Annotated in this window: 13 protein-coding genes and 4 pseudogenes; 1 reads left to right on the top strand and 16 read right to left on the bottom strand. The window is 53.2% G+C overall.

The window, feature by feature from the left end:
• Nucleotides 1-52 precede the first annotated feature (52 nt).
• From ACHHV8_RS22815 to pflB, 9 genes and pseudogenes are all read right to left on the bottom strand, one after another.
• The gene (locus ACHHV8_RS22815) at nt 53-1,147 is read right to left on the bottom strand and encodes a mandelate racemase/muconate lactonizing enzyme family protein (RefSeq protein ID WP_395161752.1); all 1,095 of its coding nucleotides are present in this window, start codon (nt 1,145-1,147) and stop codon (nt 53-55) included.
• Nucleotides 1,148-1,175: 28 nt separating this feature from the next.
• A complete protein-coding gene (locus ACHHV8_RS22820) occupies nt 1,176-2,708 on the bottom strand; it encodes an extracellular solute-binding protein (RefSeq protein ID WP_395161753.1) in 1,533 nt (510 codons plus the stop codon).
• Nucleotides 2,709-3,112: 404 nt separating this feature from the next.
• Nucleotides 3,113-3,448: pseudogene (locus ACHHV8_RS22825) on the bottom strand (nitrite reductase); the annotation flags it as partial.
• Nucleotides 3,435-4,474 (bottom strand): annotated as a pseudogene (locus ACHHV8_RS22830) (hypothetical protein). The pseudogenes ACHHV8_RS22830 and ACHHV8_RS22825, both read right to left, overlap by 14 nt.
• Before the next feature lie 197 nt (nt 4,475-4,671).
• On the bottom strand, nt 4,672-5,202 hold the full coding sequence (locus ACHHV8_RS22835) for a hemerythrin domain-containing protein (RefSeq protein WP_395161754.1): 531 nt from the start codon (nt 5,200-5,202) through the stop codon (nt 4,672-4,674).
• A 202-nt stretch (nt 5,203-5,404) separates the two neighbouring features.
• Entirely contained in the window at nt 5,405-5,947 is a 543-nt protein-coding gene (locus tag ACHHV8_RS22840) for a hemerythrin domain-containing protein (protein ID WP_395161755.1), read from the bottom strand.
• Between the two features lie 73 nt (nt 5,948-6,020).
• A complete protein-coding gene (gene moaA, locus ACHHV8_RS22845) occupies nt 6,021-7,058 on the bottom strand; it encodes a GTP 3',8-cyclase MoaA (RefSeq protein WP_395161756.1) in 1,038 nt (345 codons plus the stop codon).
• A gap of 358 nt (nt 7,059-7,416) precedes the next feature.
• Entirely contained in the window at nt 7,417-8,169 is a 753-nt protein-coding gene (pflA, locus tag ACHHV8_RS22850; protein ID WP_395161757.1) for a pyruvate formate-lyase-activating protein, read from the bottom strand.
• 25 nt (nt 8,170-8,194) lie between these two features.
• A pseudogene (gene pflB, locus ACHHV8_RS22855) lies at nt 8,195-10,452 on the bottom strand (formate C-acetyltransferase).
• Nucleotides 10,453-10,818: 366 nt separating this feature from the next.
• Here pflB and ACHHV8_RS22860 point away from each other — a divergent pair.
• The gene (locus ACHHV8_RS22860; protein WP_395161758.1) at nt 10,819-11,538 is read left to right on the top strand and encodes a Crp/Fnr family transcriptional regulator; all 720 of its coding nucleotides are present in this window, start codon (nt 10,819-10,821) and stop codon (nt 11,536-11,538) included.
• A 406-nt stretch (nt 11,539-11,944) separates the two neighbouring features.
• Here the strand turns inward: ACHHV8_RS22860 and ACHHV8_RS22865 are convergent, their stop codons facing one another.
• From ACHHV8_RS22865 to ACHHV8_RS22895, 7 genes and pseudogenes are all read right to left on the bottom strand, one after another.
• Nucleotides 11,945-12,925 (bottom strand): aldo/keto reductase, encoded by a 981-nt coding sequence (locus tag ACHHV8_RS22865; RefSeq protein ID WP_395161759.1) that lies wholly within the window; start codon nt 12,923-12,925, stop codon nt 11,945-11,947.
• Nucleotides 12,926-13,127: 202 nt separating this feature from the next.
• Nucleotides 13,128-13,355 (bottom strand): hypothetical protein, encoded by a 228-nt coding sequence (locus ACHHV8_RS22870; protein WP_395161760.1) that lies wholly within the window; start codon nt 13,353-13,355, stop codon nt 13,128-13,130.
• Nucleotides 13,356-13,787: 432 nt separating this feature from the next.
• A pseudogene (locus tag ACHHV8_RS22875) lies at nt 13,788-14,667 on the bottom strand (SDR family oxidoreductase).
• 287 nt (nt 14,668-14,954) lie between these two features.
• The gene (locus ACHHV8_RS22880; RefSeq protein WP_395161761.1) at nt 14,955-16,118 is read right to left on the bottom strand and encodes a DUF6807 domain-containing protein; all 1,164 of its coding nucleotides are present in this window, start codon (nt 16,116-16,118) and stop codon (nt 14,955-14,957) included.
• A gap of 18 nt (nt 16,119-16,136) precedes the next feature.
• Nucleotides 16,137-16,700 (bottom strand): sugar phosphate isomerase/epimerase family protein, encoded by a 564-nt coding sequence (locus ACHHV8_RS22885; RefSeq protein ID WP_395163597.1) that lies wholly within the window; start codon nt 16,698-16,700, stop codon nt 16,137-16,139.
• Between the two features lie 7 nt (nt 16,701-16,707).
• The gene (locus tag ACHHV8_RS22890; protein ID WP_395161762.1) at nt 16,708-16,992 is read right to left on the bottom strand and encodes a hypothetical protein; all 285 of its coding nucleotides are present in this window, start codon (nt 16,990-16,992) and stop codon (nt 16,708-16,710) included.
• Nucleotides 16,993-16,997: 5 nt separating this feature from the next.
• A complete protein-coding gene (locus ACHHV8_RS22895; RefSeq protein ID WP_395161763.1) occupies nt 16,998-18,089 on the bottom strand; it encodes a Gfo/Idh/MocA family protein in 1,092 nt (363 codons plus the stop codon).
• Nucleotides 18,090-18,144: the final 55 nt, after the last annotated feature.

The following is an 18,144-nucleotide window of genomic DNA, read 5'->3' on the forward strand; positions in this document are numbered from 1 at the left end:
CAAACTCGGTGAAGCTTGGGTTTTTATCCTGCTTCCTGACACATCAGCCCCCTTAAAGGGAGCTGACCCTGTATTCGGCTTTCTCCAGCCACTCGGGACGGATCGCTACTCCCCAGCCAGGCTCGTCCGGGATCGTCACTTGTCCGTCCGTCACTTGAAAAGGATTGTTCACATACAATCCGTCCAGCCATTTGTTCTCCTCAATGCTGTATTCCATGAAGGGGCCTCCGTTAGGGAGCGCGCCCAGCAGATGCATCGTAAACAGAGTGACAAGCGAATGGTTCGCCGCATGCGGCGTGCAGGGAAGTCCGGCCTCTTCAGCCATCTTGGCTGCGGCCAAGGCTCTGCTGATCCCGCCGATATAGCAGATGTCCGGCTGGACGATATCGACCGCCTGCATCCGGATCATCCGGCGGAACTGGGCAAGATCGCAGTCCTGCTCGCCGCCGGATACCGGAATCGTCAGCGCCGCGGCCACCTCCGCCGTCCATTCCAGCTCAGGGTACGGGCACGGCTCTTCGAAGTGCCCGACATTGTACTGCTCCAGCATGCGGCCGACTTCGATGGCCCGCTTCGGCGTATAGCCGCTGTTGGCGTCCGCCAGCAGCACGGCGTCATCGCCGATCGCCCGCCGGACGGCCGGCACGATCGCTTCCGTGCGTCCCGGCCAGCGGTCGACATCGTTGCCGAAGTTGTCGGCAATGCGGATTTTGAACGCCCGGAAGCCGTGCGTATCCTGCAGCCGCTTAAGCCGCTCGCCTTCTTCCTCCGGCTTGATGTTCCGGCTCATGCTCGAACCGTACACCGCCAGCTTGCGCGGCTTGCCGCCCAGCAGCTCGCAGACGCTCTTGCCTTCCCGCTTGCCGCGGAGATCCCACAGCGCCGTATCCACGCCTCCTACGGCGCGGCATATGTACGAGCCGGGGAATTTGTGCTCGCCGGTCACGATCCGCTCGGCCAGGCCGGCGATATCGTCCGAATCGGCGCCCAGCGCGTAAGGCGCGATCTGCCGGTGCAGCACTTGGGCCGACAGGTCCGAATGGTAGGACGCGACCTGCCCGTAGCCCTCCAAGCCGTCTTCCGTACGCACCCGAACGATGCCGACGGATGGTGTAGCAAAGGTTTCAATGCTGGTAATTTTAGCCAATGGATTGTTCCTCCTCGTGAATACCCCATTATTTTCCTTTATTTGCTGCGAAATCTTTCTCCGATTTAGCGAATTCCTGGAACGCTTTTTTCATTTCAGGCAAGTTTCGCAGCTCCTCCTGATAAGCCCGGAAATCGTTCATCGAAATTTTGCCGATGATGGCCTGCACCGTTTTCGTATCGTATTCGTCCTGATATTTCGGCCAAATATCGCTGAACGTATCGGAGAGAAGATAGCTGAACGGATTCAGCTTGCCTTTCTCCGTCCAATCCTTTACCATCGCTTCCGTTTCTTTGTTGAATTCAGGCGGAGCGTTAACATTTCGGATTTTGAAACCGCTGTCATAGGTCAGCACCCACGGATCATAGCTGGAAATAACCATTTCTTTGCTTCCCAGCTCGGTCATTTTCGGATAGCCGTCCACCATGTTGTAATGGACTCCTTCAATCCCGTATTCCCCGAATTTCAAAAATTCAGCCGTTGCGGTGGACTCGTAGAAATCGAGAATCCGTCTCACCTTTTCCTCCGGAACCTTGCTCGAAATAAACATCCCGGACGCAAAGTTGGAGCGCAGATTGATCGCGTAGCCCTTCGGTCCCTTCAATACGGCGGATCTGACTAAAGCGTTCGGATCCAGCTTGCGGTTCGTCTCGGTATACTGCCAATCCGCCCGGACGACGTACCCGATCGAAGCCGCTTTGCCCGAGCTGATCAAGTCAAGAGACTGCGGCTCCTTCATCGTGGAGAACTCCTTGGGCATCAGTCCATCCGCATACAGCCCGCGGAACCATTCGATCATGTCGGCATACTGCGGCGTGAGCACATCGCGGATCAGCCCGCCGTCTTTATCATGTGTCAGGTCATACACGCCGAAGGCGGGCATAAAGACGTCCTTGACGCCATTCAGCACGCTATGTGTAGTCAGCCCGATCGGATTCTGGCCGGTCGGATTGGCCTTGACGACCGCCTGCAAAGCCGATTTGTACTCGTCCAGCGTCGTCGGCATCGGGATCCCCAGCTTATCGAGCCAATCCTTACGCATCAAGAGGCTGGAATGCACCTGCGACCGCATCCGCGGCAGCGTGTAGATTTTTCCATTGACCCGATTGTAGTCGAAAACTCCGGTTTCCTTATTTTTTTTCAAATTCGGATACTTGCTGAAATCGCCCAGGAACGGGGTCAGATCCCAGAACATACCGTTCTCAATCGCTTTGTAAAAGGTAGGGACGTTATAGCCCACGCCCATGACAATTTCCGGGATATCGCCCGTCGCCAGCATCAGCTCCAGCTTCTGCTGATAATTCGCATTCGGGATCCATTGAATATCCAGATCCACATTCATTTTTTTCTTGAGTTCCGTCCAGAAGGTGTTGTTCATATCCGGCAGCTCATTGTACAGCGCCCAAGCCATCGTAAGCTTCAGCGGCTCATCTTTACCGGAAGACTGACTGCCGCCCGTGGCTGCCGGGGCCGTTCCCCCATCGGAACACGCTGCCAGCAGAGAAATGGACAAGCCTAGGGATACCAGAGCCGTCATACGCTTTTTCCATGTCACTCGCATCTTCTACTCCCTTCAATAATCAAGTTTGGCGGCACGCCCAATTTAACCGCTTACATTTGATGATAAAGTGGCTGCTCGCGGATAGAAACAGACATTTATTGTCCTGCCGGGCGGCAGTTAAAAAAAGTCCCTCGCTCCGGTCTGCTTGCCTGTTGGGAAAGCGGCCTGCATACGCCTTGCCCCAGACCTTCCATTTGACGGCGGAGTGCAAAAAATGTCCCTGCGGTAGCGAGTTATCGAGCCGATGGAAAAGAATATGTATATAGAATAAATACTTTCTTGCAAATTTTCCAGTTAAATCCATCCATTTCACAGCAGGCAGCAGGCGATACCCTCTCGGTGTTTCGGCAAATAACGGGAACGGACGAAAAAAGGAGCCCGGCATCCGAAAGGGATCGCAAACCGAATTTGCTCACGATCAGCTCGTAAGCTTCGTCCCAGCTGGCTTCGCGGAAGCCCTCCTTCGTCCCTTTGAGCGAGGCGTCGTCACGAATGAGCGGCCGCAGCAGGCGATCGTCATGGATCGTTTGCTGATAGGCGGTCACGCCTTTCGGGCACATTTTGCCCAGCGTGACAGGCCAATCGTAGCGCGGCTCGACACCGATAATTTTGTTGGTCGATTTATCTACCCGAAGGTTCATGCCGCACTGCATGCCGCAGTAGGAGCAATGGGTCGGCACGAGCTCTTCGTTCGGGTGCTGTTTATTGGCAATCACTTTGAAAAACTTATCCTTTGGTATTCTGGTTAGCCTCCTTCACGCGAATCTGGTGCGTCGCTATCCCGGTAAACCGGGACATTCTATATTTCCGCCGGCAAGGGAGGCATAGCTCCGCCAAATGATAGCCTTCTTCCGTTTTGAACTCGATTTCGTTCAGTTGAAGCACGTGAATGACATCGTTGGACTGCTCCACCGAGACGAAGCCGCTGCCGCATACCTTGCAGCATTTGGTCGCTTGCTCGGCGTAATGCTCCCGGTAATTTCGGGCGAACACGCTCATCGGCCGGAAAGGAATATGGGCCAGCTTGCCGAAAGGGATGTAAATCAAAGTAACGATGACGGACCATTGATGGATCAAGGTGATGACCGAATGACCGTATCCGTGAAGAACAATATTGCAGAACGTGAGCAGCAGGCCCGTTATGCTTACAAACAGAAGCATATACAACGGGAGAAAATCGTAGATTTGCGTTTGCTCCGCACGCGCCTGCATATTTTTCAATCTGCCGTACAGTGCCATGCATACGCCGCCGATTACCATAAAGGCCGTAATATTCAGCGCGTTGTAGAACAGAAATCCCAGCATGCCGTCCGCTTGAATCCGCATAATTCGATGCCGAAGCCGACGACGGTGTAATATCCGTTCTCTCCCATCGTGAAGTACATCCAGCCGAATACGAGCGGAAATGTAACGAAAGCCGATAGAATACAGCCCCAGCCGAGAAGGACGTGCTGCGTCCAGCGGTACCAGCCGCGGTTCCAAATAAACCGGTACGTGACCAGATGCTCCGCGGTCGTCTGCGGGGTACTTTTGCGAAACAGCAGCTTGATGCCTTTCTTCAGAATGATTTTGGTCGGCGGGCGCTCCCCCCAGGAGATGAAGCGGTAAAATAAGCCGCACACGAAGACGACCGTGCCTACTATGTATCCGTACAGAGCCATGTCAATGTGTGTAAAAAGCCTTGATCCGACTCCCATAAGAATGACCAACCCGCAAACCGTCAGAAAAACACATTTGGCAAATTTTGATGCGAACGCTCGATCCATATTTATCATTGCCCCTTCACATTTCAATCACTGTTGTTTAAACCATGAGCCGGCCCCTGTACTCTGTGAGGAATGTCACTATGTACTCATTTATTCGAAATCCGCTTCATAGCCCAAGAGCAGGCCCTGGATAATACATCAGCACTTACCATCTAAAGGTTAAACAACGACCCCCGTCCCTCACCTGCAAGGGAGGCTCATCTATCTATGACGGCGCTGCCGCCTAAAATTTCATCCACTACCGGGAATACGGTCTCTTCTTCCGCAGCCAGCTGATCGGTCAAGACGGAGCAAGCCACGCAGAGCAAGGATAACGCTTTGTTCAGCTTGGGTATGCCCGCCGCTTCGCAGCCGTCCGCATACGCGAGGAAAGAGCGGACGAAACGTTCCGTTTGCTTATGCTCCTCTTCCAGCACCCAGGCTGAGGTCCAGAAAGTAGGCTCCGCCCCCTGGCAAGCATAGCCGGCGAGAATCGGGAAAATCTCCGTTTCCTCCCGCTGCTCGTGTCTGTCAAGCTTCTCCATCAGCTGCTCCATCTGTCTTTTAATATCTTGAAGCCATTGTTTGGATTGCTCCGAACCCAGCATGGCCGCCATATGACTTGTCTGCTCCTGAATCAGGTCAAGCTCCCTTTTCAAAATGCCATGTTCGTCCTTCAGACGCTCTAATTGCTCCTGAAACCGAATCGTATGAGCCTCGCTAAACGAATCCTTAAGATCGCTTCTCATATGTGTTCCTCCTTCATCCTGCGGTTACCCTTATTGTATGACTTCCCTTGCCGCTCCCACTGTGAAAAGAATCACAATAAATGTTGCGGTTTGGTGACTTTCCTCACGCTTGCAGTATGCGGCAAATTGTGGTTACGATGCCTGCATGCAAAAAGCGGCCTTCCATGACCAATATCTTCGATTTTACCCAGGCAGGACTTGTTCATGAGAAAAAATATTCCAGATCGGTGAGCACTTTTTCCGTTAAAGGCAATATAAGCTGCTCTTCCATCGCGAAATGGTCATTCAAAATCAAGCAGGCCTGCAAGAGAGCGGAAGCCGCTTCAGTTAACTGCTTTTTAACGCCCAAAGGCGCCGTGTCGATCATCGTTTCGTGGAACGATTGAATAAAAGAGACGCCCAGCTGGTGGTCTTTTTCCAATACCCAGAAGGAGGGTCTTATGGTTGGAGCCTGCTGAATGTGAAAGTAGTTCAGCAGAAAAGGGAACAGCCGCTGTTCTTCCCATTCGGAATGCCGCTCCAGCTCCAGCTCGAATTGAGCCGTCTCATTCCTTAGCTTCTGGATCATCTGCAAGCTCTTTGCCACGTCATTTAATAACATGACTTCTTTGGCACTCGTTTCGAGAACCCGTAACCGATTCCGCAGCTGTTCATGCTCTTCCTTTAAACGGTCCGTCGCATAAGCAAGTTCAGCCATGTTTGAAGAAGCGAGGTCTATATGGCGGCCTGAGGCACTTACCTCCATCCGAATCCCCCCGATTTCATATCGTTATCTTGATGGTTCCAGTATAGTCCTGCTTTGGCATCGCTGCTGTGCGTTAAATCACATTAACCGCAATATGAGACATTTCTACTTTCCGCCGCTTCGGCGCCGTTTGGGCGCACCGCATTTCCGAATAACGATCCTCGCGCCTTCCCCAAGCCTCGGCAATGCAGGCTCTGACTTCGTCATCCCCGGCGCCTGCCCGCATGATACGAAGCAGATCGGTCTGCTCGGAGGCGAACAAACAGGTGTACAGCTGGCCTTCAGCGGAAAGGCGGGCCCGCGTACAGCTTCCGCAGAACGCTTGCGTGACGGACGAAATAAACCCGATCTCCTCGTCCGTCCCACGGTACCGGTAACGTGCCGCCACCTCGCCGTAATAATTCGCCTCGACCGGTTCCAGCGGCATCTCTTGATGAATGAGTTCTCTAATCCGCTTGCTTTCCATGACATGCTTTCTATTCCATCCGTTGCTATTGCCGGCATCCATAAACTCGATAAATCTTAAAATATGCCCCCGTTCCCGGAAGTACCTGGCCATCGGGAGGATATCCTGATCGTTAACGCCCTTCTGGACAACCATGTTCACCTTGACGGACAGCCCTTCCGCGGCGGCGGCATCGATGCCTTCCAATATTCGTTTTACCGGAAAGCCCCTGCCGTTCATCGCCCCGAATCGCCCCTCGTCCAGACTATCCAGGCTGACCGTGACGCGCTCCAGTCCTGCCGCCCTTAGCAAGCCGGCCTTCTGCTTCAAGAACGATCCATTGGTCGTTATGGCAATATCCTTCACGCCCTCTATACGACGGATCCGCCTAATAACTTCGCCGATGTCTTTGCGCATCAGCGGCTCTCCGCCCGTAATGCGCACTTTCTCCACGCCAAGCGAGACGAAGATCCGCGTCAACCGCTCCAGCTCGGAAAGAGTGAGCAGCTTCTGTTGAGGAAGAAAGCGAAAATCGGAGCCGAATATTTCTTCAGGCATGCAGTACCGGCATCTGAAATTGCAGCGGTCGGTAACGGATAGGCGCAAATCGCGAAGCGGCCGCTCAAGCCGGTCCGTCATGTGCGGAGCTTGCTCGCTGCGTTTCATCGTACATCTCCCTCTTCTCCGTATGTGGCCGTTTCATACTTGACGGCTCTTCGAGCAAATCTCCCGCTTCTGTTGATCATCGAACCGTATCCTTTCCTTTGTCGCTTCCTAGTTGAATCATAAAGGTTTATGCCGCGGACAGATGTGATATCGATCACTTACGGTAACGGATGGTTCGAATCTCTCGTCGAATGAGCATAAGGTGAATGTCGCCTAAACAAAAAGAAACCTCCTCTTGAATGACGGCGGCACCGCCAGTCATTTACCAAGAGAAGGTTTCTTTTTATCGATTTCAGCTTATACTATTTATCCAGCCGCCGCTTCACTTGAACAGCCGCTGTGATCTGCATGGAGCTATTCACAACGACAGCTCCGGACGGAGCATCGGCATACTCTGTCTCCCTTGTTCGATGATCGTACGAGCTCTGGCCACCGCGCCGGCGTTCGGCTCCTGACATGTATCCAATGGGTATTCCTTTCCCATCTGCTGCCATTTGTAGACGCCCATCCGGTGATAAGGCAGCAGCTCGATTTTGTCCACGTTAGCCAGCGTTCCTATAAATCTTCCGAGCTCCAATAAATCACTGGCCTCGTCCGTCCTGCCCGGTACAAGTACATGGCGGATCCAGGCCGGCTTTCGGAGGTCGCTCAAGTAACGCGCAAACCGTTTTATACGATCGTTCGGCTGCGACGTAAGCGCAATGTGCTTCTCGGTATGGATCTGCTTCAAATCGAGCAGCACCAGATCCGTCACCTCCAGAAGCTCCCGCGCATGGTCCGGCTCGCAGAAGCCGTTCGTATCCAGCACCGTGTGCAGTCCCCAGCGCCGCTTGCACTCGGCAAACAGCCGGGCCAGGAAGGCAGCATGTAAGGTCGGCTCCCCGCCCGTCACCGTAATCCCTCCACCCGAACGGCGGTAATACTCTAAATATGGCTCAATTTCAGCTAAAATTTCTTCTATATCCATTTGCCTGCCGGCGTTCATGTCCCATGAATCCGGATTATGGCAGTATTGACACTGAAGCGCGCAGCCCTGCATGAAAAGGACAAAGCGGATGCCCGGACCGTCTACGGTGCCGAAGGTATCGAAGGAATGTATGCGTCCTTTCATCAGTCTTCGCTCCCTTACCCAGTTTCTACATCGTGCCGTGGAAGGTACGATGGATGACATCAAGCTGCTGCTCGCGCGTCAGCTTGATAAAGTTGACCGCATAGCCCGATACGCGAATGGTCAGCTGCGGATACAGCTCCGGATGCTCCATCGCGTCCAGCAGCTGCGCACGGTCGAACACATTGATGTTCAGATGATGCCCGTTATTGGCCATGTAGCCGTCGAGCAGCGAGACCAGGTTCGCGATGCGGGTGTCTTCCTCGCGGCCAAGCGCTTTCGGCACGATAGAGAACGTGTTGGATATTCCGTCCAGGCAATGCTCATAAGGAAGCTTGGATACGGAAGCGAGCGAAGCCAGGGCTCCTTTCCGGTCGCGTCCGTGCATCGGGTTCGCGCCGGGCGCAAACGGTTCTCCTGCTTTGCGGCCGTCCGGCGTGCTGCCCGTTTTTTTGCCGTACACCACATTCGATGTAATCGTCAATACGGACATCGTCGGCACGGAGCCTCGGTAAGTCTTATGCTTGCGGATCTTGTTCATGAACGATTCCGTCAATTGGACGGCGATTTGGTCTACGCGTTCGTCGTTGTTGCCGTATTGCGGGTAATCGCCTTCGATTTCAAAATCAACGGCGATGCCTTTGTCATTGCGGATCGGGCGCACCTTCGCATATTTGATTGCGCTGAGCGAATCGGCGACGACGGATAGCCCTGCGATTCCGGTTGCCATCGTACGCACAATTTCGCGGTCGTGCAGCGCCATTTCCAGCCGCTCGTAGCAGTATTTATCGTGCATATAATGAATGACGTTCAGCGTGTTGACGTAGAGCTTCGCGAGCCATTCCAGCACGGTATCGAACTTCTCCATGACTTCCTCGTAGTCCAGCGCTTCGGCGGTCAATGGCGCAAGCTCCGGTTCCGACTTGGATGCCCAGCTTCTCATCCATACCGCCGTTGATCGCGTAGAGCAGCGCTTTCGCCAAATTGGCGCGTGCGCCGAAGAACTGCATCTGCTTGCCGATCCGCATGGCGGATACGCAGCATGCGATGCCGTAATCGTCCCCATAGTATGGACGCATGAGATCGTCATTTTCGTATTGGATCGAGCTCGTCTCTGCCGAGACTTTGGCGCAATAGGCTTTGAAGCCGCTAGGCAGCTGCGTGAACCATAAAACCGTCAGGTTCGGCTCGGGCGCCGGGCCCAGATTATATAAGGTATGAAGGAAGCGGAACGAATTTTTGGTTACGCGCGCCCGGCCATCCAGCCCCATGCCGCCGATCGATTCCGTCACCCACGTAGGGTCGCCGCTGAACAGCTCGTTATAATCGGGCGTACGCAGAAATTTGACAATACGCAGCTTCATCACAAAATGATCGATTAACTCCTGCGCCGCTTCTTCCGTTAATTTGCCCTCATGCAAATCCCGCTCGATATAAATATCGAGAAAGGTCGATACCCGGCCAAGGCTCATCGCCGCTCCATTCTGCTCCTTGATGGCAGCCAGGTAAGCAAAGTATACCCACTGCACGGCTTCCGCGGCATTCGCAGCGGGCTCCGAAATGTCGTAGCCATAAGCTTGAGCCATCTGTTTCAGCTCATGCAGGCTGCGTATCTGTTCGGAGATTTCTTCGCGCAGCCGGATCACATCCTCGGTAATCGAATCGACCTCCAGTTGATTCAGATCGTCCCGCTTCTCAGCGATCAGACGATCGACGCCATAGAGAGCGACACGGCGGTAGTCGCCGATAATGCGCCCGCGTCCGTACGCATCCGGCAGCCCTGTAATGATCGCGGCTTTCCGCGCGGTTCGCATCTCCAAGGTGTAGGCGTCGAATACGCCTTGGTTATGCGTTTTGCGAATATCTGTAAACAGCCGTATCATTTCCTCCGGGAGCTGGAATCCGTAGGCCTCGCAGGCATCCATCACCATGCGAATGCCCCCGAAAGGCTGAACGGAGCGCTTCAGCGGCGCATCGGTCTGCAGGCCCACAATTTTTTCCTTCTCCTTGGCAATATACCCCGGCGCATGAGAAGTAATCGTAGAGATGGTATGGACATCGATATCGAGCACACCGCCGTTTTCTCTCTCCTTGGCGGCAAGAATTCTGAGCATCTGCCACAATTGTATCGTCGCTTCCGTCGGTCCGTGCCAGAAAAGCGTCATCGCCTTCATAGACCGTCATATTATTATCAATAAAATCTTTTACATCGATGCTCTTATTCCACTTGCCTTGAAGAAATCCTCTCCAGCTGCCTCTTAGCACATCCGCTTCTTGTATCGCCATGACGGTACCTCCCCAGTTAGCTTTTTTTCAAAGCCGATCATAAAAATCCTTTCGGTAAACCTGCTGCTTTGGTGCAATGGATCTGTTTTTAGATTAAGCTTAATCAAGCACCCTAACTATGATAAATCTCACAGCATGGGACGATTTCCCTTGAACTATTTGTGAACAAATTCACAATATTATTTAGGGATGCTTCCCGATACATAACGAACGGACTTTTCGCATCGGATCGCGTCCGATAATCCAGCATTGGGCTGGTTTAGCCGGAGAAAGAGCTCTTGTGAGCTTTATCATATCGGCCCGCAGATAACATAGGTATACTAAAATAAACCAAATCAAGCATTTGAAGCATGGGGTGACTGCAGAATGAATCCAACGCCTGATACCATCGAAAACCGCGTCCGGAATACCGAGTGTTTCTCCGGCGAAAATTTATTTAGGCTCCAGCAGATGATGTATGACCTCCCCTTGGAGAGCGGCTCCCATTTATTTTGGGAAGGCGAGCTCGCCGATAAGTTGTATTACGTAAAAAGCGGACGTATTCAACTGACGAAATCGTCCGAAGCAGGCAGACAATTTATATTGTACATGCATCAAGAAGGCGATATGTTCGGCCAGATCGACCCTTTTCACCAATCGCGCCACAGCTTCGACGCCGAGGTCATTGAGGATAGTGTGATCGGGGTTCTTCTTCAAAGCGATTTGGAAGGATTGCTCTGGCAAAACGGCGGCTTAGCCGTTGAGTTCATGAGATGGATGGGGCTTGTTCACCGGATGACCCAGACGAAGTTCCGTGACTTGATGATGTTCGGCAAGCACGGGGCGTTATGTTCATTGCTCATCCGCCTGGCCAATACGTATGGCGTTAAACAAGAGGAGCAGGTATGGATCTCCAAACTGCATACGAATACCGAGCTCGCCGATATGATCGGCGCAACCAGAGAGAGTGTAAACCGCATGCTCAGCGAGTTTCGTAAAGCGAACGCCATTCGTATCGAACAAGGGCACATTCTTATCCAAGACCTCTCCTACCTTCAGGACATCTGCCATTGCGAGGGCTGTCCGAAAGACGTTTGCCGGATGTAAAAAACCGGCATCTGCCGAATTCGTCGTATCGGCCCTAAGCGAAATGTAATCGGCTTCCTGCAGCGCCAGCGCAGGCGCATCGCAGTGCTGAGTTGCGGTGCTGCGCGGCGGTCAGCCGCCGCTTACGCAATCATGCTTTTCAGCCGTAACGATCGGCCCGCATGTAGTCGGATCCAAAAAAAGAACGCCCCCATGTAAATAAGAGGCCACTGAAAAACTAGCGGAGAGTACGGATCGTTCTGTAGAAGCGAAAGCGTTCGCCTTTGTCCCTGGATTTCAACCGCTACAAGCGGAAGATAATTAAAGAAATCCAGGGACAACAGCGATCGGAAGAATGTTCCGTACTCGTAGCGATGACTTTTTCAGTGGCCTCTGCAAATAACGGGGCGTTCTTGTCGTACTTATATCAAAGGGCGCCAACGACCGGATGGGGAACATACGGCTCTTCCAGGAAAGCCACCTCTTCGGGCGATAACGTAACGGAAAGAGCGGCCGCTGCATCCTCGAGATGCGCTAGCTTCGTAGCGCCGATAATCGGCGCGGATACCGGCTCCTTCTGCAGCAGCCAGGCAAGTGCGATTTGGGAGCGGAGGACGCCGTGCTTCTCTGCGAGTGCGGCAACGCGCTCTACAATCAGCCGATCTGTAGGCGCAGTCGCATCGTATTTCGATTTCTGGGTTTGATCGGTTTCGGAACGATGCGTCGTTTCCGCCACATCGCGCGTCAATCTCCCAGAAGCGAGCGGGCTGTAGGGAATGACGCCGATTTTTTCAGCCTTGCAAAGCGGCAGCATCTCCCTCTCCTCTTCGCGATAGATGAGATTTAAATGATTCTGCATCGATACAAACCGGGTCCATCCATTCGTCTCAGCCACATGCAATGCCTTTAAAAACTGCCATGCGTACATGGCTGAAGCACCGATGTACCGTGCCTTCCCCGCCTTCACCACATCATGCAGAGCCTCCATCGTTTCTTCAATAGGCGTATTGTAATCCCAGCGGTGGATTTGATAAAGGTCTACGTAATCCGTTCCCAATCGTTTAAGACTTTTATCGATCTCGCTCATGATGGCCTTCCGGGAAAGACCGGCTCCGTTGGGACCTTGATGCATGCGAAAATGAACCTTGGTCGCGAGCACAATTTCGTCACGGTTAGCATAATCCTTTAAAGCTCTCCCCACAATTTCCTCGCTTGTTCCGTCTGAATACACATTCGCGGTGTCAAAAAAATTGATGCCAAGCTCGAGCGCCTTCTTAATAATCGAACGGCTGCGTTCTTCGTCAATTACCCACGGATGAATCCAGCGCTCCGCCACTCCAAACCCCATGCAGCCAAGACAAAGCCGCGAAACATCCAGGCCGGTATTTCCAAGCTTCACATAGTCCATTGAATTGTTCCTCGCTTTCGGTTATCCATTTTTGCTTCACCATTTCGGCTTAAACAGCCCATGCCTTGTTCACATTCACATCCTTATTATGCACCCATTGGAAAAGAGGGCGTTATCCCATTTGTGCTAAATGATTGCCTGATCCTCTCACTCATGCCCGCTTATCGATCTGAGGTGAGGAATGGTTCGCTTTATGCGGCGGTTACGTATTGTTTTTGCCTGCTGCCTTTCGGCTGCCGATAATCGTGAATATCCCAGCAGCTGTCAGCAAGCATCCCAGTATAAACGACGGAATAAAATAAGCCAGCGCCTCCGTGTCCTCCCAGTGCAACGTAAAACCGCCGCTGCACCCGTTCGGGTCATGCCGCAGGCAAAAAGCATTGAGCCAAATCCACAGGCCCGCCGTGATAATATCAGCACACCGATCCATGTGAGAATGAATCCAAAAATTCTCAATGAAAGCTCCCCCTTCATAAATAATGATATAAAATAAGCTGTAAACGAGATCGAGAATGCCGTGGCCGTCATGTTCAGCCCGCCCGCCTAGCCGCCGCCGCGCAGCGCTTCGCAGGCGAAAATTGTCCCCATTTACTATGCTCTTGCCGCCTCCCCTAAGCTTATGTCACTCAAAACCCTAATATCAGCCCCATCGGTATCGCAATGGAGCACCGGGCGGCCGCTGTTGCAGTCCAGGAGCCGTAACTCAGCAGCCGCGGTTTCGTAACACGCCGTAGGCTTGGGGCATTGCATCCGGTTCATCATCCAGGCCTGCATACAAAAAAAGCAAGCCGGCTCCACACAAGAGCCGGCTTGCTGCATCGATCCGGAGCTAGCGGGTTACTCCCGCTCCGGCGTCGCTTCTTTATGGTGTTGGCTCGCCGCCATTGGCGTTCAGTGTCTCGCCGACGACGTAGCTCGACTCGGGGCTCGCGAGGAAGACGTACGCAGGCGCCATCTCCGCAGGCTGGCCGGGACGGCCGATCGGCGTCTGCATGCCGAACTCCTTCAGCTTCGACTGCGGCTGGCCTCCGCTGATTTGCAGCGGCGTCCATACCGGGCCGGGAGCGACGGCATTCACGCGAATCCCTTTAGGCGCGACCTGCTGCGCGAGCGCCTTGGTGAACGCGTTAATCGAGCTTTTGGTTGTCGCGTAGTCGAGCAGAATCGGGGATGGACTATACGCCTGGATAGAGCTCGTATTGATGATGGAGCTGCCTGGAGGCATATGCTTGATCGCCGCCTTGCAGAGCCAGAATAACGAGTATACATTCGTCTTGAAGGTGGCGTCGAACTGCTCTGTCGTCAGGTCGGCGATATTCTCCACGAACTGCTGCATCCCCGCGACGTTGGCCAGAATATCCAGTCCTCCCAGCTGATCCACGGCGGTTTGGATAAGCGCTTCGCAATACTGCTCGTCCTTCACGTCGCCGGGAAAAGCCACCGCCTTGCGCCCGGCCGCTCCGATCTGCTCGACAACCTCCTTGGCGTCCGGCTCCTCTTCCGGCAGATAGGAGAGGGCCGACATCCGCTCCCTCCCTGGCAAAGGCAATAGCCACAGCGCGGCCGATGCCGCTGTCGGCTCCGGTAACGATCGCTTTCCGGCCGTTCAGACGGCCGGTTCCGCGGTAGCTTTGCTCCCCGGCATCAGGCTTCGGCGTCATTTCCTTCTGCAGTCCCGGCGGGTCCTGCTTCTGCTGAAATTCCGGTCCGGCTTTCGTGTACATCTTCGTCGGATCCTGCATCGTGTATTGGTCGCTCATCTTGTGTCCTCCTTCGGTATAATCCAGGATGATTGGCTTGCATAGGTCAGTAACCATGAAGCTCCATAATAAATTACCCAAATTTCCGCATTTTACCTAGGAAGCTTCTTCTTTTTTCCTGCCAAATCAAAAAGCCCCGTTCGGTAACTTCCGAAACGAGGCTGCTGCAAAGATATCTATCAGCACAATGGATAGCTTGCCGTCGTTATTCCAAAGCTCATGCTGCTTGATGGAAAATGCATAAACGTAAGGTGAGTGAGTTCGAATGCTCAGGCCCGCTGTCCTAAGTCTCCATCGGATGAACGGATGATTTCCACCTTAGGCGGATGGATGTAGTCCTGATATTTATTCGCAACTCCGCCGGCCTGAGTATCTCCTTCATGAAAGTATACTCGGTATTGATACCTTACCGTCTCCTTCGGCTTGATTAATTTGCCGCCGCTAAAATAAAAATTGTTCGCGGCCAGCAAGCCGTAGTTACGGATATGCCAATAGCTCGGAAACTGTTCATTGTCCGGGTGATCAAACGCCGCGATTCCGAGTGTATGTCCTCCCACTTCACCGAAGTAATCGCACCATTCCGCGCGTTTGCCCCAGCACTCGGCTTCGCTGACGGAGCCGTACGAATTCACCATCGTTCCGCCGTTGTCCACTTTCATCGATTCCGCAACACGGATCCCCAGCGGCCCGGCTTCTTTGGTTGCGCCGAATTCGACCTGACCGTAGTTGGCCGTAAACATAACGTCCAGATCGATCATGCGTCCGCCTGCCGGCGTATTGTATAAAGTGATGGTGCGGACCTCGTCAATCTGCGGCTTCTTATTAAAGCTCGTCCATACATTGTGCGAGGTAATGACACCGCATACCGGACCGTCGGCCACTTCGGTAAATCGCTGATGAAGCTGTCTGCCGTACCGTTCGGCAGGCTCGTTCCACATATCAATCCCATTCACATCGCCGATCGCCAGCCACAGCGAACGGTGGTGCGGATGCTCTTTTGTTTCGAAATCGAGCCGGGTGTAGCTGTCGCCATAGGGCCCGATCATAGGCCCGAGGTACGGCTTGGCTATCGTGGAATCATAGACGTAGGAGGTAAAATAGCTCCCTCCGACCCGCACATCGATTTTCTTCGATTCCTCGTGAATAAATTGCACGCCAGCAGCGGCCGGCGCAGGCTCGCTTGCTCCGGCTTCAAGCCTGTAGGTGCGGCTTTCACCCTTTGCCAGCTGCTTCACTATGAAATGAAGATAATAAACATCCCCGTCTTTCCTTGCCTGTACCGCGACAGCACCGCCCTGATCGTCCGTCATGACGAAGGAGTCTGAAGAAATATTGTGCAGCAAAGCATCGTTGGAATCCAGCTGAACGGCAGCAGGACAATACTGACGGTCATGGTTGCCCGCGTGGACCTTCAATTGAAAGGATATCGGCATGCTGATCTTCACCTTCTTTTACAGAATAGACGCCCTTAAGGCTCTTACATAATCCAACGATTGCTTGCTGTTGGCGGAAAAGTTATCAAACCGGCATTCTGCCGAAACCCTTCCCTCATATCCCGACGTATGAAGCGCTTGAAAAAATGCGCGGAAATCCATTCCGTTCTCTGCTGGCAGCCCGGGAAAAACTCTGTCTCGGTCCGCAATGTGAACATGCGCCAGCAGCCCGGATGCCGTCGTGTCCGATAGCACACTTAAGCCTTCCTGCTCCTCAAGCATATGATAGGAATCGGCTAACACGGTAATATAGGGCAGGTCCAGCTCCTTCGCAAGCTCCAGAGCTTCCCTGACCGAGTTAATCATGTTGCTTTCCTTCCGGTTTAACGGCTCGATGGCCACCGTTATTTCATACTGCGCCGCATACTTGCTGCAGATGTGCAAAAAATCCGAGATTTGCTTCATGGCTTCATCCTTAGCAAATCCTTCAGGGAACGAACGGGCGCCGCCGCTCCCGAAGATGATCGTCTCTCCGCCGATCGCTTTCACCCTGGTGAAGGCCAGCTGCAAGTAATCTTCAATCCCGGCCCTATTGACCTCCTGGACCGGTCAGCTTGACCGCCGGAGGAATAAAGCTGTTCAATACAGGAACCTCGGTACCGGATGCCCGGATCATTTCCACCCAGCGGGGAAAGTCATTCTCCGACACACCCGTTAAAGTTCCAACCGTCAGCTCTGCGAAATCGTAGCCATGCTCGGAAATAAGCTTCAAGTTCTCCTTCAACTGGAGGAACGGGTCGCCTTTGACGGCGTTATTATCACTTGCCTGAGGTACGAAGGAAGCCCCCGGCAAGCAGCATCCGAATTTCACCATCTCTGCTAGCCCCTTTTCTGTGCTGCCGTTTTTACCAGCGGAAGAAACACTTCCTGGCCCAGCCGCGCAGATTCGTAAATGGCAAGAATAATTTCAACGGCGGCATAGCCTTCTTTTCCCTGGATCATAGGCGGGCGATTCTGTTGTACGGCAAAAATCATATCCTGTATTTGTCCGGCATGACCGATTGTCGAAATGGCCGCAGGATCCGCTCCGCCGCTGCTCTTCTCCTGCTTGCCGAATTCGCTCAGCACCTGCGCTTCTTCCGTTCTGTCCGGGTCATCCGCAAGCTTGAACGCTTCGATATTGGAATTATTGGCGTATACGGTTCCGTCAGTGCCATGTACCTGCAAAAGAATCTCCAGGCCCGGGTAGGCGCAGGTTGTGCCTATGAAGGTGCCGATGGCCCCGCTCTCGAATTGAATGACGGCTACAGCCGTATCTTCCGTCTCAATGTCGTGATTATAGGCTCCCGCTTTCGCAAATACACTCTTCACAGGTCCCATCATCCACTGCATCAAATCGATGGTATGCACCGATTGGTTCATGACGGCCCCTCCGCCATCCATTGCCCACGTGCCTCTCCAGCCTCCGTTTCTTGCATAATATTCGTCGGTGCGGTACCATTTCACATGAAAATTGGCCGTAATCAAGCTCCCCAATCGGCCGCTATCGATCGTTTCCTTAATTTTTTTGTTGCCGGGGCTCAACCGGTTCTGGAACACGCAGCCTATATATTTACCCGCCTTATCGGCTGCAGCCAGAATGTCATCGATTTTGTCCAATTGAATTTCAAGAGGCTTTTCCACCAGCACATGCTTGCCCGCTTCCAACGCCTTAATGGCATCGTCACGATGCCTGCCGCTTGGCGTGCATACACTGACCACATCGATATCCGGCCGCATTAATAGCAGCTCATAGCTTGTATACCGGTTCTCCGGCGCAATGTTAAACTCATCGCCTACACGATTGAGAACGCTTTCGTCTACATCGCAAATAGCAACGAGCCCGCAGCCTTTCGCATTCAATGCGCCCCTTACATGAGACTTGCCAACACCCAAACCGACAACCGCATAGCCCACTTCTTGATTTGACATTTGCTTCGCCATCCTCTCGATTCATGGTTTTATATTGGAAAGATTGGAACTACAT

The organism is Paenibacillus sp. TAB_01 (genome assembly GCF_043945595.1).
Lineage (GTDB): Bacteria > Bacillota > Bacilli > Paenibacillales > NBRC-103111 > Paenibacillus_S.